Raw genomic sequence first — 24,468 nt, forward strand, 5'->3', positions numbered from 1 at the left:
TTGACCTGCACGGCCGCTCAAGGATTACGCCACTGCACCGGTTGCCGGTAAGCCTGTGCCCAGGCTTGCACTTCACTGGCCGGCATAGGCCGGGCAATGCAGTACCCCTGCGCCAGCTCGCAGCCCAGCCCCATCAGCACCCGGCCGTGCTCGACGCTCTCCAGCCCCTCGGCGATCACCTCCCGGCCAAAGGCCCGGGCCAGGCCGATCACCGCCGCTGTCAGCGCCAGGTCGTCCTGATCATGGAGGATGTCACGCACGAACGACTGATCGATCTTGATCGTCTGGGTCGGCAAGCGTTTCAGGTAACTCAACGACGAATAGCCGGTACCGAAATCGTCCAGCGAGAAGCGCACGCCCAGTGCGCGGCACGCGTCCAGGCAACGGCTGACGTGCTGCAGGTTGTCGATGGCGACGGATTCGACGATTTCCAGGTCCAGCCTGGCCGGGTCCACCGCCGGGTACGCTGCCAACAGCTGCTGCAGGCGCTCGGCAAAGTCACTGCGCTGTAAATGCCGCGCGGCGATGTTCACACTCAGCGACCAGGGCTGCCCTTTCTGCTGCCAGGCCTGCAACTGGGTCAAGGCCTGGTCGAGCACCCACTCGCCGATTTCAACGATCAGGTCGGTCTGCTCTACCCAAGGCAGGAAATCGCCGGGCGGCACCACGCCACGGCCTGGCCGATGCCAGCGCAGCAAGCCCTCGAAGCCCAGCACCTGGCCGCTGCGCAGGTTGACCTTGGGCTGGAAGTAAAGGCAAAGCTCTCGGTTGTTAAGGGCCCGTCGCACCCGCGCCACTGTCTGGTGAGTGGCCTTGAGCTCCTGCTCCTGCGACACGTCAAACATGTGATACCGGTTGCGCCCGCGCTGCTTGGCCACATACATGGCCTGGTCGGCATGGCGCACCAGGGTATCGGCATCTTCGTCATCCTGCGGGTACAGGGTCACGCCGATACTGGCGCTGAGCGACAGCGTGTGCCCCCGAACCACACAGGGGGCCGCCAATGCCCGCAATACCCGCCGCAGGGCTGCATGCAGCTTTCGCTCATCATCGACGTCGCGCAGGATCAGCACGAACTCGTCGCCCGACAACCGGGCAACGGCATCACCCCCGCGCAGGATGCGCTTCAGGCGCTGGGCCACTTCCACCAGCAGCAGGTCGCCCACAGAGTGCCCGTAACCGTCGTTGACCGCCTTGAAGCCATCCAGGTCGAGCATGCACACCGCCAGCGGGATGTCTTCACGCCGCGAGTAGGCCAGGGCCTGGTTCAACAGGTCGGAAAGGTAGGCGCGATTGGGCAGGCCAGTGAGCACATCGTGCCCCACCCGCCATTGCAAGGTGTGCAGCAGTTGGCGCTTCTCGGTGACGTCAAAGCGGATCGACACGTACTTGCGCACCAGGCCGGTCAGCGGGTCGACCAAGGGCACCATGGTGCTGTCGACCCAGTACAGCGAACCGTCCTTGGACCGGTTGCAGATCTCGCCCTTCCACACCCGCCCGGCGGCCAAGGCCCGCCACATGCCAACGAAGAACGCCGGCTCGTGCAGGCCGGAGTTGAGGATGCGGTGGTTGGCTCCCAGCAATTCCTCGCGGCTGTAGCCCGAGATGCTGCAGAACTGCTGGTTGACGTAGGTGATGTTCCCACGCAGGTCGGTTTCCGAAAAGATCGCGGCCGCGTCCACGGCCGCGCGATAGATATCATCCATAAAGCATCCTGCCTTAGCGGTTGAAGCGCTCCACCAGAGCGCGCAATCCGGCGCACACTTGTTCCAGTTCGGCGCCGCGCGAGGCAGCGGCGTTGGCGCTGTGGGCACTGTGCTGGGCAATACCGGCTACGCCGTTGATCTGCCGCGAAACGTCTTCGGCCACTGCCGACTGCTGCTGCGAAGCGGTCGCCATCTGCTGGCTCATGTCGCTGATGCGCTGAACCGCATCGCGAATGCCATGCAGCGCCTGTCGCGCTTCCTGCACCTGGGCAACGCCCAGCTCGGCACCTTCGATGCCCTGGCTGGCGATCGCCACGGCTTCTTCGGCGCCACTGCGCAGCGCATCGATGATGGCCTGGATGTGCAGGGTCGACTGGCGGGTCTTGTCGGCCAGCGCCCGCACCTCATCGGCGACCACGGCAAAGCCGCGCCCTTGCTCGCCCGCACGCGCCGCCTCGATGGCAGCGTTGAGGGCCAGCAGGTTGGTTTGCTCGGCAATGCCGCGGATCATTCCGGTAGCCTCCGCGATGGCACCGGTCTGACCGGCCAGCTGGCTGACCGCCTGGTTGATCTGCGTCACGGTGCTGGCCAAGGTACGAATGGCTGCACCGCTGGCATCTGCCACCTGGCTACCCTGCTCGGCCAGCAGGTGCGCGGTGTGTGCCTCGGCGGCGGTCAACTGGACATGGTTGGCCACTTCACCGATGGAGGCGGCCATCTGGTTCATTGCCGTGGCGCTCAGGTCGGTTTCGGCGCGTTGCTCCAGCAGCGCGGCCTCAGTGCCGCGCGACAGCTGCCCGGCATCGTGGGCGGCCACGGACATTTGCCCGGCCAGGTCGCTTAACCGCGTCAATGCGGTTTTCAGGCGTGCCTCTTCGCTGATCAACATCAGTTGCAGTTGCCCTGCGGCACCCGGCAAGTCGCTGTAGGTCAAGGCTGCAACCGGATCGGCGAAGGCACCGTCGGCGCCTTGCACAACCTGCTGCAACTGCCGGCCAAGGGCATCGCGTGCCCACAGGCCGTAGGCCAGGAACAGCCCCAGGGTCAGCGCCTGCCCCACCAGGCCAGGCCATAGCTGGTTGGCGCCCAGTGCCAGCAGCCCGCCCACCAGTGGCAAGGCCAGCGCCTGCGCCAGCACGTTCAGCCGACGCGGCACCGACAATGCCGCCTGACCGTTGCGCAGCCGCGCATACAGGGCTTCGGCACGGGCCACCTGCTCACGCGTGGGACACACCCGCACCGACTCGTAGCCGACCACACGCCCGCCTTCGAGGATAGGCGTGACGTAAGCGTTGACCCAGTAGTAGTCGCCGTTACGGCAGCGGTTCTTGACGATGCCCATCCAGCTCTTGCCAGCTTTCAGGTAGCGCCACATCAACGCGTACACCGCCGGCGGCATGTCCGGGTGGCGCACCAGGTTGTGCGGGCTGCCGATCAGTTCGGCCTCGCTGTAGCCGCTGATAGCGGCGAATTCGGGGTTGCAGTAGGTGATCAGGCTGGCGGTATCGGTAGCAGAAATCAGCCGCTGATCAGGGGGAAAACGTTGCTCGACCGGGGTAACCGGCAAGTTGAGGCGCACGATGAGACTCCATTCACTGACGTGCCGGTACTCAGCTCATCGACAACCATCGGAACCGATCCGTAGCGATCCGCTCCAAATGGCACATGCGCTTCCCGCCGTTGGGCACGAGGCGAACCCCACAGGGATGTTGACGATGACTGACCGGTCAAGCCGTGAATTCTACGAAATTCATCACATAAATAAAACAAAGGTGATCAATCATGGCGTTGCGCCATGCTGATAGATATCGTTAAGTTCTTGATTCTAAATGGGAATTAAGTGATGACGAGATCCGCTTTGGGTACCGCACTGCGCCGCTACCGCAAGCTGGCGGGCCTGACCCAGGCACAACTGGCCGAACGGACCGGCTTCGATCCCAAGACCATCAGCCGCTTCGAAACCAGCACCTATACCCCCAGCATCGATGCACTCATGGCGTTTGCTCAGGTGCTGGGCGTCAAACCCAAGGACTTCTTCGCCGAGCCGGACGACGAAGAGGAGCAGCGTGCGTACCTGTTCGGCGTCATTCACAACGCACCGCCCAAGGATCTTGGCAAGCTGATTGCAGCAGTGGAGCAGGCACTGGCCAAGCCCTGAACTGATTCGCGCCTACCCAATTCACGGCATGCACCGAAGTAGAGCCTGGCAGGTCAGATTGCCCCATAACTGGTCAGACCGGTAAGGCCGAAAACCCTTGCAAAGTCGGATTTTTCGCGCTTTTATGGCTCCGCGCTGAACAAACCGGTAAGACCACAATAATTAAGTCCTGCGCTCTTTCGCCCCGTGCGGCTACCGAAGCAAGGACACCGATCAGAGATCAATCCCATGCTTAAATGGTGCTCGCGTTCGATCTTCCTGCAAGTCGTGCTCGGCCTTGCCCTCGGCATCGCCTGCGGTCTCAGCTTTCCCGACCTTTCCCTGCAACTCAAACCCCTTGGCGACGGCTTCATCAAGCTGATCAAGATGCTCATCGGCCTGATCGTATTCTGCGTGGTGGTCAGCGGTATTTCGGGCGCGGGCGACCTGAAAAAGGTCGGGCGCATCGGCCTGAAGTCAGTGATCTACTTCGAAGTGCTGACCACCCTGGCGCTGGTGATCGGCCTGGTGTTCGCCTTCAGCAGTGGCATTGGTAGCGGTGCCAACATTCACCTGGACCAGCTGTCCACCGCCGATGCCAACGGCCTGGCCGAGCGCGGCCAGCACATTCACGGCGCCACGGCGTTCTTCATGGACCTGATCCCTACCTCGGTGATCGGTGCCTTCGCCGACAACAATATTCTTCAGGTGCTGTTGTTCTCGGTACTGTTCGGCAGCGCGCTGAACCTGGTGGGTGACTCGGCCGCCGGCATTTCGCGGCTGATCAACGAACTGAGCCATGTGATCTTCCGCATCATGGGCATGATCGTGCGTCTGGCGCCTATCGGTGTGTTCGGCGCCATCGCCTTCACAACCAGCAAATACGGCCTGGAATCGCTGCAGCACCTGGGCGGGCTGGTCGCACTGTTCTACCTGACCTGTGCCGGCTTCGTGCTGATCGTGCTGGGGACGGTCATGCGCCTGTCGGGCCTGAAGCTGTTGCCGCTCATCAAGTACCTGCGTGAAGAGCTGACCATCGTGCTGGGCACCGCCTCTTCCGACGCCGTGCTGCCGCAGATCATGCGCAAGCTGGAGCACCTGGGCATTGGCAGCTCCACCGTCGGCCTGGTGATCCCGACGGGCTACTCGTTCAACCTCGACGGCTTCTCCATCTACCTGACCCTGGCCATCGTGTTCATCGCCAACGCCACCGGCACGCCGCTGGAAATGACCGACCTGCTTACCATCCTGCTGGTGTCGCTGGTGACTTCCAAGGGCGCTCACGGCATCCCAGGCTCGGCGCTGGTCATCCTGGCCGCCACCTTGACCGCCGTACCCGCGATTCCGGTGGTTGGCCTGGTGCTGGTGCTGGCAGTGGACTGGTTCATGGGCATCGGCCGGGCATTGACCAACCTGATTGGCAACTGCGTGGCCACCGTGGCCATCGCCCGCTGGGAAAAGGACATCGACCTGGAGCGCGCGCAGAACGTGCTCGACGGCAAGCCCGGCTTTGCCCCCACGCCGCGCAAACAGCCCAACACGCACCATCAACAGGAATTCTGAACCAGAGCGGCCGGCGATCACGCCGGCCCTTGCAGGAGCGAACCGTGATCAGCTCATCAACCGTCGTCAACTCAGTGGTGGAAAAACTGCGCCAGGCCTTGGCCCGGGGCCAATGGCGCACCGGCGACATGCTGCCGGGCCAGCGCGAGCTGGCCGAACAACTGGGCATCAGCCGCCCTAGCCTGCGCGAAGCGGTGACCGTGCTGGAGACCCTGGGCCTGGTCCGCTCGTTGCCAGGCAAGGGCGTACTGGTACTGGACGCCGATGCCACCCTCCAGGAACCCGGCATCGACACCAGCGCTGCGGCCAGCCTGGCCGACGTACTGGAACTGCGCTACACCCTTGAGCCCTTCATCGTTGGCCTTGTGGCGCAATCGGCCAACAGCCAGGACATCGGCCAGTTACGCCTGACCCTGATGGACATGCGCGAAGCGCTGGAGGCCGATGACAGCGAAGCCGGCGTGAAGGCCTACATCGCCTTCCATGAAGCGCTGTTCGCGCTCACCACCAACCCGATCTTCCAGAGCGTGGTGCAGCAGACCGGCAATGCCCTGAAACAGAGCGCCGACATGCTGCGCAACTCGCCCGAGCACCTGGCGGCGCGGCTAAAGGAGAACGAAGCCGTGGTACGTGCCATACGTGAACGCAACAGCGCCCAGGCCAGTGCCCAGATGCGCCAGCACATCCTCGCCGAAGGCCAGCGCATGGGCATTTCGCTGAACATCCCGGACGAACACCCGCATCCATGACCCCAGGAGAGCGACCATGAACGCCGCCCCTCACCTGCCCGCCCTGCTTGCGGCCGGCGAAACCCGCCTGTCGGCCGAGCAGATCTACCCCCGGCTGTTCGACGCCATTCTCGAACAGCGCCTGCCCCCGGGCGCGCTGCTGCCCGAGCAGGCGTTGGGGCATGCCTTTGGTGTCAGTCGCACCGTGATTCGTCGTGTGCTTGAGCGCCTGTCCGACCAGCAAGTGGTGGTGCAGCGCCCCAGCCACACCGCGCACCTGGCCGCGCCCGACCCGGATCAGGCACGTCAGGTGCTCAGCGCCCGGCGCCTGGCCGAAACCACGCTGATTACCCTGGCCACCCAGCGCGCACGGCCGGCGCAGGTGCGCCAGCTGCGGCAACTGGTAGAGCGCGAACGCCAGCACCACGAAAGCGGTGAGCGCTGCGCGGCGATCCGCCTGGGCGGTGAGTTTCACCTGAAACTGGCGCAGGTGGCGGCCAATGCGCCGCTGGCACGGTTCCTCAATGGGCTGGTGCCGATGACCTCACTGATCATCGCCCGTTACGAATCACCGTGTTGCGACCACTGTGCATGGGAAGAACACGCGGCCATCATCGATGCCGTGGAGCAAGGCGATGCCGAGGCGGCGTTGGGTTTGATGCACAAGCACCTGGACCGCCTGGAAGCAAAGCTCGACCTGAATTGACCGTTCATGCTGACGCGGTCCTACAGGGATTGCGTCGCCTAAGCGATAAGGTACACGGCAGTACTTCGCACGCCACCCTATACTGCAAAAACCACCCCAGCCTCTATCAGGGAGGCGGTTGCGTGAGTGCTCGAATCCTTCTGTTGCTGTGCCTGCTGTTGGCCCTGGCCGGCTGCGCGGGCAAGCGCCCACCTGTCCCGCCTGCGCCTGCGGTGCTCACGCCCGCGGCCTGGCAACGCATCGACCAGGAGCTGATCGACGCTTCGGTCGGCGCAGCCGGTTCGGCCAACGACTATGCCCGGCGCTCCATGCGGGTATGGAAGGAACAGGTACAACAGCGCACCGAAAGCGACTTCATCCCTTGGTTCACCGGTTACTGGACCCAGCAGTGGCTCACCCTCAAAGTGGCCTGGTACAAGCTCGACAGCGGCGAAGGCCGTGAACCTGCGGAAAAGCGCCTGGCCCTGTACCTGCAGGAGCAATACCACGAGCGGGTGATCGAACCGGTGGCCGAGCAGATCAACCCCGAGGGCATCCGCGACCGCGCCTGCGAGCTGTACCTGCAGCTGCTCGGCCAGCAGGTACCCGCCATCATCAGCCGCTACAACGCGCCGCCCGAGCAGGTCAGCCAGCGCCTCAACCGCATCCCCGCCATCCACCTAGGGCCGCCGGATGCGCGTAATGCCAGCCTGTATCAACTGCTTCGGGCCAAGTCGCTGGACCAGCAACCGGCCTGGCAAGCCATGCGCCAGCACTTGCATGAACAGGCCAGCAAAGGCCCCGGGCGAACCGATGTCGGTTTGAACTCGGTGGCCACCCAGGCCAGCGAAAAGCTCGGCGCTACCCTGGCGCCGCGCGGCATCGCCAGTGCCGTGGCGTCGGCAGTGGGCAAGGTGGCGGGGGCGATGATTTCGATTGCGGCGGCCGGCTACGGCATGATGACCCATGACCGCGAACACCCGCAGATGGTCGAACAGTTGCGGGTGATCCTCAACGTGGCGCTGAACCAGGAATGGCAAGAGTTGATGGAAAACCGCCAGAGCGGTGCCATGGCGGGGGTGTATTACTTGTCGGGGCAGGTTGAGGACAGCTTGCTGGCCAGTGTGCCGTGGCCCGTCGAGCAACCGGTAGAACAGCAAGTGAAGCAGCAGCAAGCACCTTTGATCATTCGCCTGCCGCCTTAGGGGCCGGCACAGGAGAAACATCAGGCAGCGGCCATAGCAGAACGTGGTAATCCAAATACGCGATCAAACGCCCAGTTGTAGGCAAAGGTGTAGCAAGGCACCAGCACGATGAACGCCATGTCCACCAGCAACGCCTCCACCAGTGTCATGTCGAGCCACCAGGCAATCAGCGGAATCAGGTAAACCACCAGCGTCAGCTGAAAGCCGATAGCATGCGCCACCCGCCGCGCCACGCTGCGCCCACGCTTGGCCTGGCGGCTCTCCCACCTTTCGAACAAGGTGTTGTAAACCAGGTTCCAGAGCATGGCGATGGTGGTGATCATCACCGCCAGCGGCCCGGTATGCGACGCCTGGGTGTCCGACAGGTAAGCCAGCCCGAGGGTGGACATGCACAACCCGATCAGCTCATAAAAAGTCACGTAGACCAGTTTGCGTTTCAAACCCTGCACTCGGGGTTACCTCCAATGACAAAAGCGATGGGGCGCGATCATGCTTCATCATGCTTGACAGCAAAAGTCGGCAGCTGTCAGATCTACTGACAGGAGGCTGCTATGAACTTTTCCAGCGACAACATCCAGCTTTTTCTAGCCGTGCTCGACTGCGGTTCGTTTTCTGCCGCCGCGCGCGCCCTTAAGCGCGTGCCTTCAGCCGTGAGCATGGCTATCGGCAACCTTGAAGCGGAACTGGGCTACAGCTTGTTCGAACGGGGTTCGCGTGAGGTTCGCCCAACTGCCCAAGCCCTGGCCCTGGAACCACACGCCAGACTGATTGGCGAACAACTGGGATTGCTGCAGGTACACGCACTGGAGCTGTCCCAAGGATTGGAAAGCAGCCTGACCCTGGCCGTAGTACCAGACATCGACCACCGGCCACTGTTGGCGGCCATCGCACACCTTGGCGAACGCCACCCGCTGCTGGATATCGCCCTGCTCAGCGCCCCGCAAGAAGAAGCCCTGCACCTGCTGGACAGTGGCCGCGCCGACCTCTGCGTGGGCTTTGCAGGCCTGCAGGTCGACGCCCGCCGAGGCTTCCAGCACATCGGCATGGAGTCGCTAGTGGCCACCCTGTCGCCGGCCCACCCGGCCTTGCGCGAGGGGCGCATCCATTACCTCGAAGACCTGACCCAGGTTCGTCAGATTCTGGTGCGCAGCCGCGACCTGCCAATGGCCGACCCGCGCCCGCTGATCGGTGCAGCGCACTGGTCAACCGACAGCTTCGACCTGGCGTTGCAAATGGTGGAAGCAGGCCTGGGCTGGGGCGACCTGCCGTTGTCGCGGGTTGCGCCGCTGCTCGCCAGCGGACGCCTGGTGCGCCTGGGTTTTCGCAATACACGCAACGAGTTGCAGTTGCCAGTACACATCTTGTGGCGCAAGCAACAACCGCTGCAGCAAGCCGCACGGCTGTTGATCCAGCAGATGATTAGCCGTTGATTACCGTCTGTCGAAACGGCCGTAAGAATTTTCTGTAAGTACTTCAATCTTTTACCCCTTTAGCCGATATCCCGGTCGACAGGCCCCGCAGTGCGTCATGAGCGCGCTGCGCCCTCCCTTCATTGGCTCAAGGTCTCGAAACATGAACCTGAAATTTCGCCACAAGATCCTGCTCAGCGCCTGCGGCGTCGTGGTCCTGGCATTTGCCCTGTTCACGCTCTACAACGACTACCTGCAACGCAACACCATCCGCCAGAACATCGAAGCGTCGGTGCAGCAATCCGGTGCACTGACCGCCAGCAGCGTGCAGAACTGGATGAGCGGGCGCATCTTGGTGCTGGAAAACCTGGCCCAGGACATCGGCCAGCAAGGTGCCGGCGAGACCCTGGCCGGGCTGATCGAGCAGCCGTCCTACACGCGTAATTTCCTGTTCACGTACCTGGGCCAGGCCAACGGTGCGTTCACCCAGCGCCCGGACGCCCAGATGCCTGCCGGTTACGACCCGCGCCAGCGCCCTTGGTATGGCGCCGCCGCCAGCGCCGGGCAGACCGTGCTGACCGCCCCCTACCAAGGCGCGGTCGGCGGCCTGATGGTCACCATCGCCACCCCGGTGAAGAGCAAAAGCAACGGCGAGCTGATCGGTGTGGTCGGCGGTGACGTGACCCTCGACACCTTGGTCGAGATCATCAACTCGGTCGACTTCGGCGGCATCGGCCACGCCTTCCTGGCAGACGCCAATGGCCAGGTGATTGTCAGCCCCGACAAAGACCAGGTGATGAAGAACCTCAAGGACATCTACCCCGGCAGCAACCTGCGGATTGCCGCCGGCATGCAGGATGTCACCCTCAACGGCCAGGACCGCATCATTTCCTTCGCCCCGGTAGCCGGCCTGCCGTCGGCGCAGTGGTACATCGGCCTGTCGATTGACAAGGACAAGGCTTACGCAGCACTCAGCCAGTTCCGCACCTCGGCGATCATCGCCATGCTGATTGCCGTGGCCGCCATCGCCGGCCTGCTTGGCCTGCTGATCCCGGTGCTGATGAGCCCGCTGACCACCATGGGCCGCGCCATGCGCGACATCGCCGAGGGTGAGGGCGACCTTACCCGCCGCCTGACCGTGCAGAACAAGGACGAGTTCGGCGAACTGGCCACCTCGTTCAACCGCTTCGTCGAGCGCATCCATGCCTCGATCAGCGAAGTGTCCTCAGCCACCCGCCTGGTGCACGACCTGTCGGAAAAAGTGGTCAGCGCTTCCAACGCGTCGATCACCGGCTCGGAAGAACAGAGCATGCGCACCAACAGCGTGGCGGCGGCCATCAACGAACTGGGCGCCGCCACCCAGGAAATCGCCCGCAACGCCGCCGATGCTTCGCAGCATGCCAGCGGCGCCAGCGAGCAGGCACACGGCGGACGTGAAGTGGTAGAAGAGGCGATCAGTGCCATGACCGCCTTGTCGCAGCGCATCAGCGAGTCGTGCGCGCAGATCGAAACACTCAACGCCAGCACCGACGAAATCGGCAAGATTCTCGACGTGATCAAGGGTATTTCGCAGCAGACCAACCTGCTGGCACTGAACGCCGCGATCGAGGCGGCCCGTGCCGGTGAAGCCGGCCGTGGCTTTGCCGTAGTGGCCGACGAAGTGCGCAACCTGGCACACCGTACCCAGGAGTCGGCGGAAGAGATCCACCGTATGATCACCAGCCTGCAGGTAGGCTCGCGCGAAGCGGTGCACACCATGAACACCAGCCAGGTGTCCAGCGAGCAGACCGTGCAGGTGGCCAACCAGGCCGGTGAACGCCTGGCCAGCGTGACCCAGCGCATTGGCGAAATCGATGGCATGAACCAGTCCGTGGCGACCGCGACCGAAGAGCAGACCGCCGTGGTCGAGAGCCTCAACCTGGACATCACCCAGATCAACGCCCTGAACCAGCAGGGCGTGGAAAACCTGAACGAAACCCTGCGTCATTGCGACCAGCTGGCCCAGCAGGCCGGGCGCTTGAAGCAACTGGTGGGCAGCTTCAGAATCTGATGGGCCCGAAGAGGGGCGCTATGCGCCCCTTTTTTATGCCACGGCCGCTTTCGTGGCCCTGCCCCGCCGCACCCAGGCCAGCAACACCGCCGCCATCAGCACGAAACCCAGGTAGCCAAACAACGGGTACACCTCCCCCACCAGGCTGATGAACCCCACCAGGCTGCAGCCAAACGCCACCACCCCGGTTATCACCGAACCCCAGCGGAACGTTGCGGTGCCCGCCGGCAGCAGCCGCGAAAGAAACGAAAACAACGTACCCACTGCCGTGTTGACGATCATGCCGAAGATGATCAGGCACATCAACACGCCCAGCATCGGTGACACTTCGTTGGCAATCGACAGCATCGGCATGGGCAAGTCGGCCACGCTGTCCAGGCGCGACAACAGCCCGGCACTCATCACCAGCATCAGGCCGCCCAACGCCGCACCACCCAGCAGGCCACCCCACACTGCAGTTTTCTCGCCCTTGGCCGAGCCCCCCAGAATGGCCAGAATCGGCGCACCGGCAACGATGTTGTACGACACATACAGAAACGCGCCCAACAGCCAGTGCCGGGTACCGGCCTGCTGCTGGCTGGCCAGCTGGTCGAGCGCGGCGAGGCTCTGTTCACGGGTAAACACGGCGTACAGTGCAATCGCCGAAGCCACCAGGATCAACAGCGGTGTGATGGCACCGATGGCCAGGATCACCTTGCGCACGTCCAGGCACACAATCGCCACCACCACCAACGTCACCAACACGCTGCCGGTCAGTGCCGGAATGCCGAACTGTTGCTCCAGCAACGCGCCCCCACCGGCCAGCATGACCACCGTGACGGCAAACATGAAAAAGGTGATCAGCCAGTCGACAAACAGGCCCAGGTAGCGACCGCAGATGGCCTGTATCACGTCCTTGTGCGAGGTGGCCTGCTGGCGGTTGCCCAACCCGGCCAGGGCCATGCCAAGGAAGGTAAACAGGGCTGCACTGACCAGTGCCCCCACCAACCCCCACACACCGAAATCGACAAAGAACAACAACAGTTCCCGCCCCGAAGCGAAGCCCGCCCCCACGATCACGCCGACAAATGCGCCGGCAATCTTCAGCTGCTCTTGCATGTGAACCTCTGGATTTATTGTTGTTGTTTTGCTGCCACCGCATCGCTTTTGCGGGAGCGGCCTCTGCTCAGTTACAGATCGCCGACAAACGCCTGCACTTCAATCTCCACGTCCACTCCCAGCGCCAACGCCGAGGCCACTGTCGAGCGCACCGGCAACGCGGCACCGAAGAACTCCTTGTACACCTCGTTGAAACCGGCGAAGTGGCTCATGTCCGACAGCCATACCGTGGCCTTTACCACCTGGTCGAAACGTGCGCCGCAAGCCGCCAGGCTTTCGGCAATGCGCTCGCAGGCGGCGCGGGTCTGGGCCTGGATGTCACCACGCACCACTTCACCGCTGGCGCTCATCGGCACCTGGCCAGAGAGAAACAGAAAACCACCGGCCTTCACTGCACGGGAAAACGGGAACGGCAGGCTGCTGGGAAAACGCTGGATGTCATTGCTCATCGGATGCTCCTTTCAAGGTTGCTGGAAACGGGCCGGGGACAGACGCTCGGGCGCCACACCCTGGCTGACAAGGCTAGAGCACAGGGGTTGGCCAAGCAGCAGGTCGGCGGCCAGGCGCGAAGCCCCCGCTGCCGACTGGATGCCATAGCCACCTTGCGCCGCCAGCCAGAAGAACGCAGGGGCGTGTGCATCGAAACCCACCACCAGGTCGCCGTCTGCAACGAACGAACGCAGCCCGGCCCAGGTGTGACTGGGGCGGCGGATCGTCAAGGTGGTCATGCTTTCGATGTTGTAAATGCCCAACGCCACATCGAGCTCTTCCGGCGCAGCATCTTGCGGCTCGACCGGGTCGGCGTTGGCAGGCGAACCGAGCAATTGCCCGGCGTCGGGTTTGAAGTAGAAGCTTTCGTCGACACCAATTACCGCTGGCCAGCGGGCGAAGTCCTGGTCGGCAGGGCCCGGAAAGGTGAATGCACTGCGCCGGCACGGTTGCAGGCCGATGCGCCCCACACCGCATTGCTCGGCCACACAGTCCGCCCAGGCACCCGCGGCATTGACCAGCTGACGTGCCTGCAGACGGCTGCCACCAGCCAATTCCACCTGCCACAGGTTGTCCAGGTACACGGCCTGGATCAGCTCGGCGTTGCAGCGCAGTTCACCCCCGGCAGCGCGATAACCGCGCAGGAAGCCTTGGTGCAAGGCATGCACATCAAGGTCCATCGCGCCCGACTCCAGCACTGCGCCAGCCAGGGTTTCGCCGCGCAGACTGGGTACCAGTGCCAGCGCGGCATCACGGTCAAGCAGGCTGACCTCGGTGCCATTGGCCAGGTTCTGCGCGTGGGTCTGCTCAAGCAGCTCGCGCTGTTCCACGCTGGCCACATACAGGCAGCCGCGCGGCTCCAGCAGCGGGTGCTCGCAGAAGCCTTCCGGCGGGGCTTCATAAAAGGCCCGGCTGGCGCGGGTCAGCGCCTGGATCTGCGCAGTGCCGTAGGCCTCCATGAACATGGCCGCCGAACGCCCGGTGGAATGGTAGCCAGGCTGTGCTTCGCGCTCGATCAGCAGCACCCGCTGCTGGCCAGCCAGGCGATAGCCCAGCGAGGCGCCGGCAATGCCGGCGCCGATGATCAGGGTGTCGTAGATCGGGGTCATGCACGCTCCTGCCAAGCAAATTATCATTTATGAGAATTCTAATATATGAGAATTTAGAAATGCGCAAGTGTCCAAGGTAAGATGCCCAACCAACGCCGTATGCCGAGAACGCTGAATGCCCGCTGCCCTACCCCTGCTTGACCGCGCCGTAGTCGGCCAGCGCCTGCGCCAGGTGCGCAAGGCGCGCCAGATGACCCTCAAGCAATTGTCCGAAGCCAGTGGCGTACCGCTGTCCACCTTGTCGAAGATGGAGCTGGCACAGGTGTCAGTCAGTTATGAAAAGCTCGCCGCCGCTGCGCGGGCGCTGAATGTCGATATTGCCCAGTTGTTCCGCTCCGGTGCCACGGTCAACGCCCCGGTGCCCGTGACCGTGGTGGTCGATTCATTACCGGCGGCAGCGGGCTACTCGACCGGCACCTATGACTACCACCCGATCGCCGGCGACTTCCCCGAGCGACGCATGACGCCGGCTTATGCCCGCATCATCGCCCGTGAACGCGGCCAGTTCGACGACTTTATCCGCCACCCCGGGCAAGAGTTCGCCCTGGTGCTAAGCGGGCGCGTGCGCATCGAGTTCGAAACCGGCGAAGCGGTGAGCATCGGGCCACAGGAAACGGCGTACTTCGACAGCCAGGTGGGGCATATCTACCTGTCCGAAAGCGAAGACGGCGGCGATGCGCATGTGATGGTGGTGATGACGGATCGTTAATCCGCCTCGGTTATAACCTAATAACGAACAAGTCTATTTGGCTATTAAAAAATCTATATGCTGGCTGCATCCGATAACGGGCAAAGTTGGGCAGTCGAGTAGCGTATGGATGTAGGTTCTTTTGGTTTCACCATTGCTGGCCTGGTCGTGGGTTTCATCGTCGGCATGACCGGCGTCGGTGGCGGCTCGCTGATGACCCCGATCCTGTTGTGGTTTGGCATCAACCCGGCTACGGCCGTCGGTACCGACCTGCTCTATGCGGCCATCACCAAGGCCAGTGGCGTCTGGGTGCATGCGCGCCAGAAGAACATCGACTGGAAAATCACCGGCCTGCTCAGCCTGGGCAGCGTGCCCGCCGCTGCGCTGACCCTGTGGTTCCTCAGCACCCTGCACACCGACACCTCGGCGCTCAATGCCATCATCAAGCAAGGCCTGGCGGTGGTGCTGATCCTGACCGCGCTGGCCATCCTGTTCAAATCGCGCCTGCAGGCCTTTGCCAGCCGTCATGCCGGTGACCACTACCACCTCAGCGATCGCAGCCTGAACATCCTCACCGTACTCACCGGCGTTGTGCTGGGGGTAATGGTCACACTCACCTCCATCGGTGCTGGCGCCCTGGGCACTGTGGCGTTGTTCCTGCTGTACCCGTTCCTGGTCACCCGCCGCCTGGTCGGTACCGAAATCGCCCACGCCGTACCCCTTACCCTGGTAGCAGGCCTGGGCCACGCGGGCATGGGCAACATGGACTGGTCGCTACTGGGCTACCTGCTGCTGGGCTCGCTGCCAGGCATCTACCTGGGCAGCCACCTCACCGGGCGCATCTCCGACCGGGTGCTGCGCCCGTGCCTGGCGGCGATGCTGCTGCTGATCGGCTACAAGCTGGCGTTCTGAGCCTCATTCCAGGCGCAGTCGCCACTGCCCGGTAAAGCTCAGATCCAGGCGTGACAGGGGGAGCACGTCGATACGCTGGCTGGCCTTCATCGGGCACCCCAACACCTGAACCAACACAGCGCGCATGACCATGGGGTGGGTCACCGCCAGCCAATCGCCCGGCCTGTCGAACGCTGCCAGCCAGGCGGCCAGGCGCTGGCACAGGGCGGCGAACGACTCCCCCCCGTGCGGCGCACTGGCCGGGTCCTGTAACCATTGCGCCAAAGCCTCAGGCTGCTCAGCCTGCAATTGCTTCAACGCCAGCCCCTGCCAGTGACCCAGGTCGCAATCGGCCAAGCCCGGTTCGACCTGCACCTGCCCCGACAACCACGTAGCGGTCTCGCAGGCTCGCCGTTCTGGCGCAGCCAGCAGCTGCATGCCGGGCAGCATGGCGTCGGGTTGTTGCGTTAACGGCAAGATGCCGTCATCTGTTCGGTGCAGACGCCCGGCCTTCTGGGCCGGGGTCAGGGCATGGCAGATCAGGGTCAGGCGGACGGCTTTCACCGGGGCTCTCTCGCAGCAGGCTGGGCCCATGGTTTAACACGCTGCGAAGCTTTTGGCTGCAACTATGTCGTAGCAGCCTTTACCGCGATCAGGCCCGGTCAAGCTATCAGCGAAACCAGCCCCCACACCGGCACCGCAGCCACCAACCCCATCGCCATCCGCGGCCAGTACGGCAGCAGCATCACCAGCAGCAACCCCGCCAGCGACAGCACGCCGAACCAGGCCACCGGCCCCATGGCCCAACCCCAGGCCTGGGCGCACAGCACCAGGCTGGCCAGCAACGCCAACCAACCGGCGCTGCGCAGGCCGATACGCAATACGCGTGGGCACGCCCGATTCCACACCTGCTTGTAATGCCGCTCCAGCCCTTGGCACAGCCCAAGCATGCCGGCGTAGGCGAACAACACGCCACCTATGATCCACATCATCATGCCTTGACCTCCTGTTGCCGACCTACCCTGGTCTTCCGTTGCGCTGGCTGTGCTTGCCACACCCGCCAGGCCACCAGACCAAGCAACACCCCCAGCACCAGCGCACAGCCCGCTACGCCGAGGCGCATCGTGTCTTCGAGGCCGCCAAATACACCCAGACCGATGCACAGCAATGCCGCCAGCAGCAGTTGTTCGACCCAGGCGCGCCGCGCCGGCCTGACGCCGGCATGCCACAGCGCCAGCAGCCATACACCGAAGAACGCGCGTACTTCCCAGCTTTCCCGCTGCGTCAAATCCACCGGTAGCAAACGGCTGGCCCACAGTAGCCCGACGCATGCCAGCAGCAGGCCGCTGATAAAGCCCACGTTGCACACTTCGGCCAGCCGGTACCAACGCCGTGCCGATGTTTCGGCGGTGGCGCTGGCGTATTTACGCCCACGCTTCACGCAGAACAGCACCAGGCCGCTGGCGATCATCAGGCAACTGATCAATCCGCACATGAAGTACAGCCAGCGCATCGGGTAGCCGCCGAACTGGGCGAAGTGCAGGCCGACCATGACCCGTTGGGTCAGCGGCGCCGCACGCCATTCAGGCACGTCGCTGAGTAACGCCCCGCTGACGCCGTCGAAAACCATGGCCTGCCCCTTGGCGAGGGCGATGCGGTTGCCCAGTTCGGGGCGGATTTCGATACGCGCCGCTGCAGTGTTGGGGTTGCGAATGTTCAAGCCGCCAATAGGCCCCAGCCGCGCCTCGGCCTGGGCCAGCAACGGCGCCACATCGACCAGGGTGGCCGGCTGCCTGGCCAGGCCACGGGGCTGCTCCAGGCGGGCATTACCCTGTGCCTGGAAGTAGGCGCGGGTGTCACCGGCGAAAAGTGCATCCACCCCGGCAGGGATATAAATGAGCATGAAGATCACCAGGCCGGTATAGGTGATCATCAGGTGGAACGGCAGCAACAGCACCGCGCTGGCGTTGTGAAAATCCAGCCACGAGCGCTGGCCCTTGTTCGGCCGGAAGGTGAAGAACTCCTTGAAGATCTTCTTGTGGATGACAATGCCGGTCACCAATGCAGCCAGCATCACCAGCGCCAGCGCGCCGACCACGAAGATGCCCCAGTTGCGCGGCAGGTCGAGGGTGAAGTGGAAGCGGAAGAAAAAGTTACCGCCAACGCTGTCACGCACCTCCATGGCTTCGCCGGTGCGCGGGTCGAGCTGTACGCCGCCACCGTGGCGCCGCTCGCCGGTGGACACGCGCAGGCCTGGCGAGCGCTCGCTCGGCAAGCTGATGCCCCAGTTGCCGGCCTTCGGCTCATAGGCCTGCAGGTAGGCGATGGCACGCTGGGCGGCGACAGCCTGGGACACCTGAGTGGCCGGGATTTCCGGCTGCATCCAGTGGTTGAGCTCCTTGTCGAACACTGCCAGCGTGCCGGTAACGAAGATGGCGAACAACAGCCAGCCGAAAATCAGCCCGGCCCAGGTGTGCAGCCAGGCCATCGACTGGGTGAAGGTGTTTTTCATGCCAGGCGCTCCAGTATCTGCGGCCAGAAACCGACCAAGGCCAGGGGCACGGCCAGTGCCAGCGGCGCCCAGGCGCGCAAGGCATCACGGCTGGCGAAGGCCCAGAGGATGGTGGCGGTATAGAAAATGAACGCGGGCAGGGTCGCGACGATGATCGCGTCGGTGGCAGACAGCGGCAGGATGCGGGCCAGGCAGGCAGTGGCGGCGTAGCTCAGGGCGTAGCCGCCGAGCAGTGCGGCGGTGCTGCGAGAGAAGATCTGTAGCCAGGCGGAGAATTTAGGCATTTGGCTTCCTTGAAAAATGTGTCCGCCCACTCGCGGGTGAACCCGCTCCCACAGGGATCGCGCCAGCCGTGAGGGCAACGCGGTACCTGTGTGGAGCGGGTTCACCCGCGAATGGGCCGCACAGCGGCACCTTGGATCAGAAGTTGATATTCAGCGCAGCAAACACCGCCCTGCCCGGCTGGTTATAGGTGTTGGCCCCCGAGCTGCTGGCGTTGCCGCCACGCAGGATCTGCTTGTCGAACACGTTGTTCACGCCTACCCGCACGTCGTAGTTGGCGTTGAACTTGTACCCGGCACTCACGTCCACCAGGCCATACGCCTCGACGTCCTGCTGCGCGGTCTTGTCGTAGTCTTGCTGGGTGCGGTAGTTGTAGGTCGGTGACTTCTGCTTGCCAAAGTAGGTGCCCGCTACCTGGAACGACAGCTGCTCGGTGGCGCGCCAGTCGAGGGTGGTGTTGACGGTGTACTCCGGGATCACCGACAGCGGCTCGCCGGTTTCGCGGTTGTCGTTGTCGAGCATCCAGGTCAGGTTGGTGTTCCAGTCCAGGGTCGGTGTCAATTCGATGAAGAAGTTGCCTTCGATACCTTCCACCCGCGCTTCGCCCGCGTTCTCCCACTGGGTCACGCGGCGACCGCTGTTAATGGCGTAGAGCACATCGGTCCCGCCGATGATCTTGTTCTTGTAGTCGTTGCGGAAGTAGGTCGCGCTGGTACGCCAGGTACCACGGTCGTACAGCAGGCCGACTTCCTTGTTGACGCTGATCTCTGGCTTGAGGTCGGCATTACCTTGCAGGTAGCAGCCGCCGGAGTTGGTCTGCTGCACGCTGCAGCCCTGGCCACGGCTGTAAAGCAGGTAATTGGGGTTGGACTGGTACAGGTTCGGTACCTTGTAGGCACGAGCAATGCCACCCTTGACCGACAGTGCCTCGGTCAGTTTGTGCGACAGGTTCAGGCTTGGACTGAAGTTGTCGCCAAACATCTCGTGATGGTCAAAGCGCAGGCCGGGCGTCACGGTCGTATCACCCAGGACGATATTGTCCTCGACGAACAACGCATAGCTTCTGGCCGTCATCTTCGTATCGCTGCGATCGAAGCCGCTGATCGCATCACTACCCGAACCGCTGGGATCGAAGCTTTGCGGGCGGAACGAACCCTGGTCGTTGAGCGACTCGTACAAGTACTCACCGCCCAAGGTCAGCACATGTTCAGTGCTGCCCATGGCGAACGGCAGGTTGACCTCACTGCTCAAACGGGTGTTGCGCAGCCGCGACATCGCCGCGCCGCTGTCGTTGATCGCCCCTTCCGGGCCACCGGCCAGGCCCTCGTTTAGGCGCCAGTTACGCACGTACTCGTACGCCAGGGTGGTCTTGCTGGTGCCCCAGGTAAAGTCGCCCAAGTGGGTCAGGTCGTACGTGCTGCGTTGCATGATGTTGGTTTCGTGGCCATACAGGGCGGAAATCAACGCGACATCGCTGCCGCCGTTGCTGTTCATGGTGTCGCCCGCGTAGATGTTGCCCTGACGGCTGTAGCCTGCGCTGGCTTCAAGGCGGTGCTCGTCGTTGAGCTTCCAGCTCAGCAAGCCATTGATGTCTTTGTTACGCACACCTTCGCGTCCGGCAACCAATGCGCTGTTGGCGTGGCTGGCGTTGATGTCGAGGTCGTCGGCGTCGGTCTTGGCCAAGCCGCCATACAGGCGGAACCCGAGGTTGTCGGTGAGGCCGCCACCCAGGTTGAAGTTGGCGCGGCGGCTGGCGCCTTCCGCGCTGTCTTCCGGCAGCTGTGTATACAGGCTGACACTGCCCTTGAGTTCATCGGTGGGGCGCTTGGTGATGATGTTGACCACCCCGCCCATGGCGCCGGAACCGTAGCGTGCGGCAGCCGGGCCGCGCAGGATCTCGATGCGCTCGACCGCTTCGGCCGGCACCCAGTTGGTTTCACCTCGGGTATCGCGGTCGCCGTTCCAGCCATAACGCACGGCGTTGCGTGCGCTGGACGGTTTGCCGTCGATGAGGATCAAGGTGTTCTCCGGGCCCATACCGCGCAGATCGATCTGGCGGTTGTTGCCCCGCGCGCCGCTGGCGCTGTTGCCGGTCAGGTTGACGCCGGGCTCGCGGCGGATGATATCGGACAGGTCATTGGTCGGCGGGTGGCGCTTGATGTCTTCGGCAGTGATGATCGACGAGCCCAAGGCCTGGCGTGCCTCGCGCTCGGCGGTGATCAGGGTGTCCTGGATCACCAGCACGTTGTCGGCGACCGACACTTCCTGCACCTCACCCGCACGCTGCTCCTCGGCTTCAGCCGCAGTGGCCATCATGGCCGGCGACGCCAGCGCGACGAACGCCAGGGCCAGGCTATTGGGTGAAGTTCTGCACTGCATGGGTACATCTCCTGCGATTCATGAGCGAAAAGGCACATCCCTGTCGGAAACCGGGGGCCCTTGCCCACCGGCCCCACAAACACAGTTTGGTGGCCAACAGGGGAGGTAAATATAGAGAGATGCGAATGCGAGTACATCTTATTTACGAAGCTTACATGTTTGTAACGGAACTTTGCTGAAACCCGGGATAGAGCAGTTAACCACCCATCGGTTTGCATCCTGCACGGAGGCTCCTACAGTTTCGAACGTAGCAACTCTGTCGGGAGCCCAGATGCGCAGCAATGAAGACAGCCGCTCTGCACACACCACCAGAAGTCTGCCGAAGATCCCTCGCAGCGTCTGGGCGCTGGGCTTCGTGTCGATGTTCATGGATATCTCATCGGAGATGATCCACGCGCTGCTGCCGCTGTACATGGTTACCGTGCTCGGCACGTCGGTAGTAGCGGTGGGCGTTATCGAAGGCATTGCCGAAGCGACCGCATCGATCACCAAGGTGTTTTCCGGCGCCCTCAGCGACCGGCTGGGCAAGCGCAAGCTGCTGACGGTGCTCGGCTATGGCCTGGCTGCTCTGACCAAGCCGGTGTTCCCCATTGCCTCCGGGCTGGAGTGGCTGACCGCAGCACGTTTCGTGGACCGGGTCGGCAAAGGTATTCGCGGGGCGCCGCGCGATGCGCTGGTGGCCGATGTCACCCCCGCCGAGCTGCGGGGCGCTGCGTTCGGCCTGCGCCAGGCGCTCGATACCGTGGGCGCCTTCCTCGGGCCGTTGTTGGCAATCTTGCTGATGTGGCTGACCACGAGCCATTTCCAAACCGTGTTCTGGGTAGCGGTGATCCCGGCATTTGTAGCGGTGTACATTCTCATCGCCTTCGTTCGCGAACCTGAAACGCCACCTGCCGCACGGCCGGTACGCACACCATTGGCACTGCACGAGATGGTGCACCTCGGGTCGTCGTATTGGCGACTGATCGGCCTGGCAACGTTGTTTACCCTCGCCCGCTTCAGCGAAGCGTTCCTGCTGCTGCGTGCCCAGGACATGGGCCTGGCACCGCTGTGGGCACCGGCGGTGCTGGTCTTGATGGCACTGGCCTACTCACTGTCGGCCTACCCTGCCGGGGTACTGTCGGACCGGGTGGGGCGCCGAGGCGTGCTGAAGGCCGGGCTGGGTTTGCTGATAGCTGCCGACCTGCTGCTCGCCCTGCTACCGGGCTGGGGCGGGCTGGCCTTGGGGGTTGCGGCCTGGGGCCTGCACCTGGGCTTCAGCCAAGGTGTCTTCGCGGCCATGATCGCCGACAGTGCCCCGGCCAACCTGCGTGGTACCGCCTTCGGCCTGTTCAACCTGCTGACCGGCGTGGCACTGCTGGCCGCCAGCGTGGTAGCCGGGTTGCTGTGGGATGGTGCAGGATTTCAGGCAACCTTTCTGGTCGGCGCGGGGTTCGCTGGTGCCACCCTGGCGGGGTTGACACTGCTGCGCTGAGCCTGGAAGGAGCCCGGCTGATCGCCATGCTGGACGGTGATCAGCACCCGGATACAAACTAGGCCAGCGCAGCCTCCTGCTCCAGCAATGACCAACCGCCATGCCCATCTACTTCCAGCCGATGGGTATGGAACGCTGCCAGCGTGCTGCGGTGGCCGACACTGACCAGCAGTGCCCCCGGCATTTCCGAGCGCAACAACGCATACAAGGCATGTTCGAGGCCCTCATCCATCGCCGAGGTGGACTCGTCAAGGAACACCACCTGCGGCCGGTTGAACAGTACCCGGGCGAATGCCAGACGCTGCTGCTCACCCACCGAAAGAATGTGTGACCAGTCGCAACTGACGTCCAGGCGCTCGGCCAGGTGAGCCAGGTTGACCTGGCGCAACGCCTGCTGCATCCGCACCTCATCCTCAGGCTTGCAGGCTGCCGGGTAGGCAATGACAGTACGCAAGTCACCCAGAGGCAGGTACGGGCGCTGCGACAGGAACAGTGCCTGATGGCCCATTGGCCGCCTGACCTCACCTTCGGCATACGGCCAAAGGCCCGCCAGGGCGCGTAGCAGCGTGGTTTTACCACTGCCCGATGGCCCTTTGATCAAGAGCGCCTGACCCGCGTGCAGGCTCAGGTCCAGGTCGGCAATAAGGGCGTGCCCGTCCGGACGCAGCACCTGCAGGCGGGTGATCTGCAGGGCATGCGCCTGGTCTTCGGTCAGGACGCGTGGCAATGCGCTCGCCTGCTCATTGGCATCGAGAAAACCGGTCAGACGGTCGAGGGTCGCCCGGTACTGGGCAAACGCATCGTACGACTCACGGAAGAACGATAACGAATCCTGCACCTGGCCAAATGCCTGGGACGTTTGCATGACGTCGCCCAGCTTGATCGCGCCGCTGAAGAAACGCGGCGCCTGCAGAATGAACGGGAACACCACGGCAACCTGGCTGACGCCCAGGTTGAAACCACTGAACTTGAGGTTTCGGAACACCAACGCCCAGGCATTCACGATCAAGGCAGCAAAGCGGCCCAGCAAGGTGCCCCGCTCGACCTGAGCACCTTGGTAGAAGGCGATGTTCTCGGCGTTTTCACGCAAGCGCATCAGCGCATAGCGGAAGTTCGCAGTGAGTTTTTCGTTAAGGAAATTCAGGCGGATCAATGGGCGCCCGAGGCGGAAGGCGACCCAGGTGGCGACGATCACATACAGGTAAACGGCAAACACCATCGCCCGGGGGATCTCCACCCCGGCCACCATCAGCGGCGCCGACAGCCCCCAGAGAATGCCGGTGAATGCCACCAGCGAAACCAGCGCACTAACCGCGCCCAACGCCAGGCTCACCGAGCTGGTGACGAAGGCGTTGATATCCAGTTCGATACGCTGGTCGGGGTTGTCCACCGGTTCGGCGAGGAACTGGCCACGGTAGTAGGCATCGCCTTTCATCCAGTCGTGGGTCAGGCGCTCGGTGAGCCAGACCCGCCAATGAATGCTGAATGCCTGGGTTACATAGAACGTGAACAGCGAGCGCAACACATGAATGGTAGCCAGTACGGCAAAGACGCCAAGCAAGTACCAGAACGCGGTTTGATCAAGGCCCTGCAAGGCGCTGTAGAAGCCGTTGTACCAGAACGAGAACAGCACGTTCAGCCGTACAGAGAACAGTGTCAACGCCAGCAGCAACGCGAACACCAACAGCGGCCGCCAACTGCGCCTGAAACTGAAATAGGGCCCGGCAAGCTGCCAGAACTGACTGCCCCATCGCGTGCAGCGCACGGCCAGTGTGGCGGCTGCCGCGAAGCAGACTAGGGTGATGAACGAGGCGATTGCCAGCCAGCTCAGGCTCTCTTGCAAAGCCTGGTGCCAGTGCATTTCCATGGTGGGTATCCGTGCTGAGTATTTCCGCGAGCGTAGCATTGCTCCGCGATTCGTCAGGCATAGATGACGCACATTTCATGATTGCTTTGGTTGTTTGAAGCAGGCGACGTGGTGGATGGCACCGGCGTTGCCGGTGTTCGCGGCTAAAGCCGCTCCTACAGGGATCTGGTCAAGGCCGAGACTTGCGTGAGAGCTT

Annotated in this window: 20 protein-coding genes and 4 pseudogenes; 11 read left to right on the forward strand and 13 right to left on the reverse strand. The window is 63.3% G+C overall.

Annotated features, from left to right (window positions below; genetic code table 11):
• Nucleotides 1-17 precede the first annotated feature (17 nt).
• The 3 genes and pseudogenes from PM2_RS22190 to PM2_RS32125 all read right to left on the reverse strand — a co-directional run.
• Entirely contained in the window at nt 18-1,706 is a 1,689-nt protein-coding gene (locus PM2_RS22190) for a putative bifunctional diguanylate cyclase/phosphodiesterase (RefSeq protein ID WP_016714780.1), read from the reverse strand.
• A gap of 13 nt (nt 1,707-1,719) precedes the next feature.
• Nucleotides 1,720-2,214 (reverse strand): annotated as a pseudogene (locus PM2_RS32120) (methyl-accepting chemotaxis protein); the annotation flags it as partial.
• A gap of 789 nt (nt 2,215-3,003) precedes the next feature.
• Nucleotides 3,004-3,285, reverse strand: a pseudogene (locus tag PM2_RS32125) (PAS domain-containing protein); the annotation flags it as partial.
• A 264-nt stretch (nt 3,286-3,549) separates the two neighbouring features.
• Between PM2_RS32125 and PM2_RS22200 the strand changes: the two are divergent.
• From PM2_RS22200 to PM2_RS22220, 5 genes are all read left to right on the forward strand, one after another.
• The gene (locus PM2_RS22200) at nt 3,550-3,864 is read left to right on the forward strand and encodes a helix-turn-helix domain-containing protein (RefSeq protein WP_028699651.1); all 315 of its coding nucleotides are present in this window, start codon (nt 3,550-3,552) and stop codon (nt 3,862-3,864) included.
• A gap of 228 nt (nt 3,865-4,092) precedes the next feature.
• Nucleotides 4,093-5,406 carry a C4-dicarboxylate transporter DctA gene (locus PM2_RS22205; protein WP_016714783.1) on the forward strand — a complete coding sequence of 438 codons (1,314 nt, stop codon included), beginning with the start codon at nt 4,093-4,095 and terminating at the stop codon, nt 5,404-5,406.
• A gap of 44 nt (nt 5,407-5,450) precedes the next feature.
• Nucleotides 5,451-6,155: a FadR/GntR family transcriptional regulator gene (locus PM2_RS22210; RefSeq protein WP_016714784.1), complete on the forward strand. Its 705-nt coding sequence runs from the start codon at nt 5,451-5,453 to the stop codon at nt 6,153-6,155.
• 16 nt (nt 6,156-6,171) lie between these two features.
• On the forward strand, nt 6,172-6,840 hold the full coding sequence (locus PM2_RS22215; protein ID WP_028699652.1) for a GntR family transcriptional regulator: 669 nt from the start codon (nt 6,172-6,174) through the stop codon (nt 6,838-6,840).
• Between the two features lie 122 nt (nt 6,841-6,962).
• Nucleotides 6,963-8,024: a hypothetical protein gene (locus PM2_RS22220; protein ID WP_028699653.1), complete on the forward strand. Its 1,062-nt coding sequence runs from the start codon at nt 6,963-6,965 to the stop codon at nt 8,022-8,024.
• A gap of 20 nt (nt 8,025-8,044) precedes the next feature.
• Here PM2_RS22220 and PM2_RS22225 read toward each other — a convergent pair whose 3' ends face one another.
• On the reverse strand, nt 8,045-8,473 hold the full coding sequence (locus PM2_RS22225; RefSeq protein WP_028699654.1) for a PACE efflux transporter: 429 nt from the start codon (nt 8,471-8,473) through the stop codon (nt 8,045-8,047).
• A gap of 102 nt (nt 8,474-8,575) precedes the next feature.
• Between PM2_RS22225 and PM2_RS22230 the strand changes: the two genes are divergently transcribed.
• The 3 genes and pseudogenes from PM2_RS22230 to mcpA (PM2_RS32135) all read left to right on the forward strand — a co-directional run.
• Nucleotides 8,576-9,454 carry a LysR family transcriptional regulator gene (locus PM2_RS22230; protein WP_028699655.1) on the forward strand — a complete coding sequence of 293 codons (879 nt, stop codon included), beginning with the start codon at nt 8,576-8,578 and terminating at the stop codon, nt 9,452-9,454.
• A 142-nt stretch (nt 9,455-9,596) separates the two neighbouring features.
• Nucleotides 9,597-10,628: pseudogene (gene mcpA / locus PM2_RS32130) on the forward strand (methyl-accepting chemotaxis protein McpA); the annotation flags it as partial.
• A 258-nt stretch (nt 10,629-10,886) separates the two neighbouring features.
• Nucleotides 10,887-11,483 (forward strand): annotated as a pseudogene (gene mcpA / locus PM2_RS32135) (methyl-accepting chemotaxis protein McpA); the annotation flags it as partial.
• 33 nt (nt 11,484-11,516) lie between these two features.
• On the opposite strand, the gene PM2_RS22240 reads toward mcpA (PM2_RS32135), so the two are convergent.
• The 3 genes from PM2_RS22240 to PM2_RS22250 all read right to left on the reverse strand — a co-directional run bounded on the left by PM2_RS22240 (nt 11,517) and on the right by PM2_RS22250 (nt 14,179).
• Entirely contained in the window at nt 11,517-12,581 is a 1,065-nt protein-coding gene (locus tag PM2_RS22240) for a YkvI family membrane protein (protein WP_028699656.1), read from the reverse strand.
• 71 nt (nt 12,582-12,652) lie between these two features.
• Nucleotides 12,653-13,030, reverse strand: coding sequence for a RidA family protein (locus PM2_RS22245; RefSeq protein WP_012271538.1), 378 nt, complete (start codon nt 13,028-13,030; stop codon nt 12,653-12,655).
• Between the two features lie 12 nt (nt 13,031-13,042).
• Nucleotides 13,043-14,179: an NAD(P)/FAD-dependent oxidoreductase gene (locus tag PM2_RS22250; protein ID WP_028699657.1), complete on the reverse strand. Its 1,137-nt coding sequence runs from the start codon at nt 14,177-14,179 to the stop codon at nt 13,043-13,045.
• A gap of 115 nt (nt 14,180-14,294) precedes the next feature.
• Here PM2_RS22250 and PM2_RS22255 point away from each other — a divergent pair, with 115 nt between their 5' ends.
• Together PM2_RS22255 and PM2_RS22260 are read left to right on the forward strand one after the other, a co-directional pair.
• Nucleotides 14,295-14,888 carry a helix-turn-helix domain-containing protein gene (locus PM2_RS22255; RefSeq protein WP_016714792.1) on the forward strand — a complete coding sequence of 198 codons (594 nt, stop codon included), beginning with the start codon at nt 14,295-14,297 and terminating at the stop codon, nt 14,886-14,888.
• A gap of 105 nt (nt 14,889-14,993) precedes the next feature.
• On the forward strand, nt 14,994-15,779 hold the full coding sequence (locus PM2_RS22260) for a sulfite exporter TauE/SafE family protein (RefSeq protein ID WP_012271535.1): 786 nt from the start codon (nt 14,994-14,996) through the stop codon (nt 15,777-15,779).
• Nucleotides 15,780-15,782: 3 nt separating this feature from the next.
• On the opposite strand, the gene PM2_RS22265 is transcribed toward PM2_RS22260, so the two are convergent.
• The 5 genes from PM2_RS22265 to PM2_RS22285 all read right to left on the reverse strand — a co-directional run bounded on the left by PM2_RS22265 (nt 15,783) and on the right by PM2_RS22285 (nt 20,931).
• Nucleotides 15,783-16,322, reverse strand: coding sequence for a histidine phosphatase family protein (locus PM2_RS22265; protein WP_016714793.1), 540 nt, complete (start codon nt 16,320-16,322; stop codon nt 15,783-15,785).
• A 98-nt stretch (nt 16,323-16,420) separates the two neighbouring features.
• Nucleotides 16,421-16,753, reverse strand: coding sequence for a DUF3325 domain-containing protein (locus tag PM2_RS22270; RefSeq protein ID WP_016714794.1), 333 nt, complete (start codon nt 16,751-16,753; stop codon nt 16,421-16,423).
• Nucleotides 16,750-18,270 (reverse strand): PepSY-associated TM helix domain-containing protein, encoded by a 1,521-nt coding sequence (locus tag PM2_RS22275; protein WP_028699658.1) that lies wholly within the window; start codon nt 18,268-18,270, stop codon nt 16,750-16,752. Before PM2_RS22275 ends, PM2_RS22270 begins: the two co-directional genes overlap by 4 nt.
• A complete protein-coding gene (locus PM2_RS22280) occupies nt 18,267-18,554 on the reverse strand; it encodes a hypothetical protein (protein WP_028699659.1) in 288 nt (95 codons plus the stop codon). Before PM2_RS22280 ends, PM2_RS22275 begins: the two co-directional genes overlap by 4 nt.
• Nucleotides 18,555-18,690: 136 nt before the next feature.
• Nucleotides 18,691-20,931, reverse strand: coding sequence for a TonB-dependent siderophore receptor (locus tag PM2_RS22285; RefSeq protein ID WP_028699660.1), 2,241 nt, complete (start codon nt 20,929-20,931; stop codon nt 18,691-18,693).
• Between the two features lie 271 nt (nt 20,932-21,202).
• On the opposite strand from PM2_RS22285, the gene PM2_RS22290 reads away from it, so the two are divergent.
• A complete protein-coding gene (locus PM2_RS22290; RefSeq protein ID WP_028699661.1) occupies nt 21,203-22,405 on the forward strand; it encodes an MFS transporter in 1,203 nt (400 codons plus the stop codon).
• A 58-nt stretch (nt 22,406-22,463) separates the two neighbouring features.
• Here PM2_RS22290 and PM2_RS22295 read toward each other — a convergent pair whose 3' ends face one another.
• Nucleotides 22,464-24,272 carry an ABC transporter ATP-binding protein/permease gene (locus PM2_RS22295; RefSeq protein ID WP_028699662.1) on the reverse strand — a complete coding sequence of 603 codons (1,809 nt, stop codon included), beginning with the start codon at nt 24,270-24,272 and terminating at the stop codon, nt 22,464-22,466.
• Between the last annotated feature and the right edge of the window lie 196 nt (nt 24,273-24,468).

Origin of the sequence: Pseudomonas monteilii NBRC 103158 = DSM 14164, from assembly GCF_000730605.1 — a bacterium.
GTDB classification, from domain to species: Bacteria; Pseudomonadota; Gammaproteobacteria; order Pseudomonadales; family Pseudomonadaceae; genus Aquipseudomonas; species Aquipseudomonas monteilii.

Excerpts from the sequence above, each read along its gene's own strand:
- PM2_RS22190 (WP_016714780.1), bottom strand. The coding sequence starts at position 1,706 with ATGGATGATATCTATCGCGCGGCCGTGGACGCGGCCGCGATCTTTTCG.
- PM2_RS22200 (WP_028699651.1), top strand. The coding sequence starts at position 3,550 with ATGACGAGATCCGCTTTGGGTACCGCACTGCGCCGCTACCGCAAGCTG.
- PM2_RS22205 (WP_016714783.1), top strand. The coding sequence starts at position 4,093 with ATGCTTAAATGGTGCTCGCGTTCGATCTTCCTGCAAGTCGTGCTCGGC.
- PM2_RS22215 (WP_028699652.1), top strand. The coding sequence starts at position 6,172 with ATGAACGCCGCCCCTCACCTGCCCGCCCTGCTTGCGGCCGGCGAAACC.
- PM2_RS22230 (WP_028699655.1), top strand. The coding sequence starts at position 8,576 with ATGAACTTTTCCAGCGACAACATCCAGCTTTTTCTAGCCGTGCTCGAC.
- PM2_RS22240 (WP_028699656.1), bottom strand. The coding sequence starts at position 12,581 with ATGCAAGAGCAGCTGAAGATTGCCGGCGCATTTGTCGGCGTGATCGTG.
- PM2_RS22245 (WP_012271538.1), bottom strand. The coding sequence starts at position 13,030 with ATGAGCAATGACATCCAGCGTTTTCCCAGCAGCCTGCCGTTCCCGTTT.
- PM2_RS22250 (WP_028699657.1), bottom strand. The coding sequence starts at position 14,179 with ATGACCCCGATCTACGACACCCTGATCATCGGCGCCGGCATTGCCGGC.
- PM2_RS22255 (WP_016714792.1), top strand. The coding sequence starts at position 14,295 with ATGCCCGCTGCCCTACCCCTGCTTGACCGCGCCGTAGTCGGCCAGCGC.
- PM2_RS22260 (WP_012271535.1), top strand. The coding sequence starts at position 14,994 with ATGGATGTAGGTTCTTTTGGTTTCACCATTGCTGGCCTGGTCGTGGGT.
- PM2_RS22270 (WP_016714794.1), bottom strand. The coding sequence starts at position 16,753 with ATGATGATGTGGATCATAGGTGGCGTGTTGTTCGCCTACGCCGGCATG.
- PM2_RS22275 (WP_028699658.1), bottom strand. The coding sequence starts at position 18,270 with ATGAAAAACACCTTCACCCAGTCGATGGCCTGGCTGCACACCTGGGCC.
- PM2_RS22280 (WP_028699659.1), bottom strand. The coding sequence starts at position 18,554 with ATGCCTAAATTCTCCGCCTGGCTACAGATCTTCTCTCGCAGCACCGCC.
- PM2_RS22285 (WP_028699660.1), bottom strand. The coding sequence starts at position 20,931 with ATGCAGTGCAGAACTTCACCCAATAGCCTGGCCCTGGCGTTCGTCGCG.
- PM2_RS22290 (WP_028699661.1), top strand. The coding sequence starts at position 21,203 with ATGCGCAGCAATGAAGACAGCCGCTCTGCACACACCACCAGAAGTCTG.
- PM2_RS22295 (WP_028699662.1), bottom strand. The coding sequence starts at position 24,272 with ATGGAAATGCACTGGCACCAGGCTTTGCAAGAGAGCCTGAGCTGGCTG.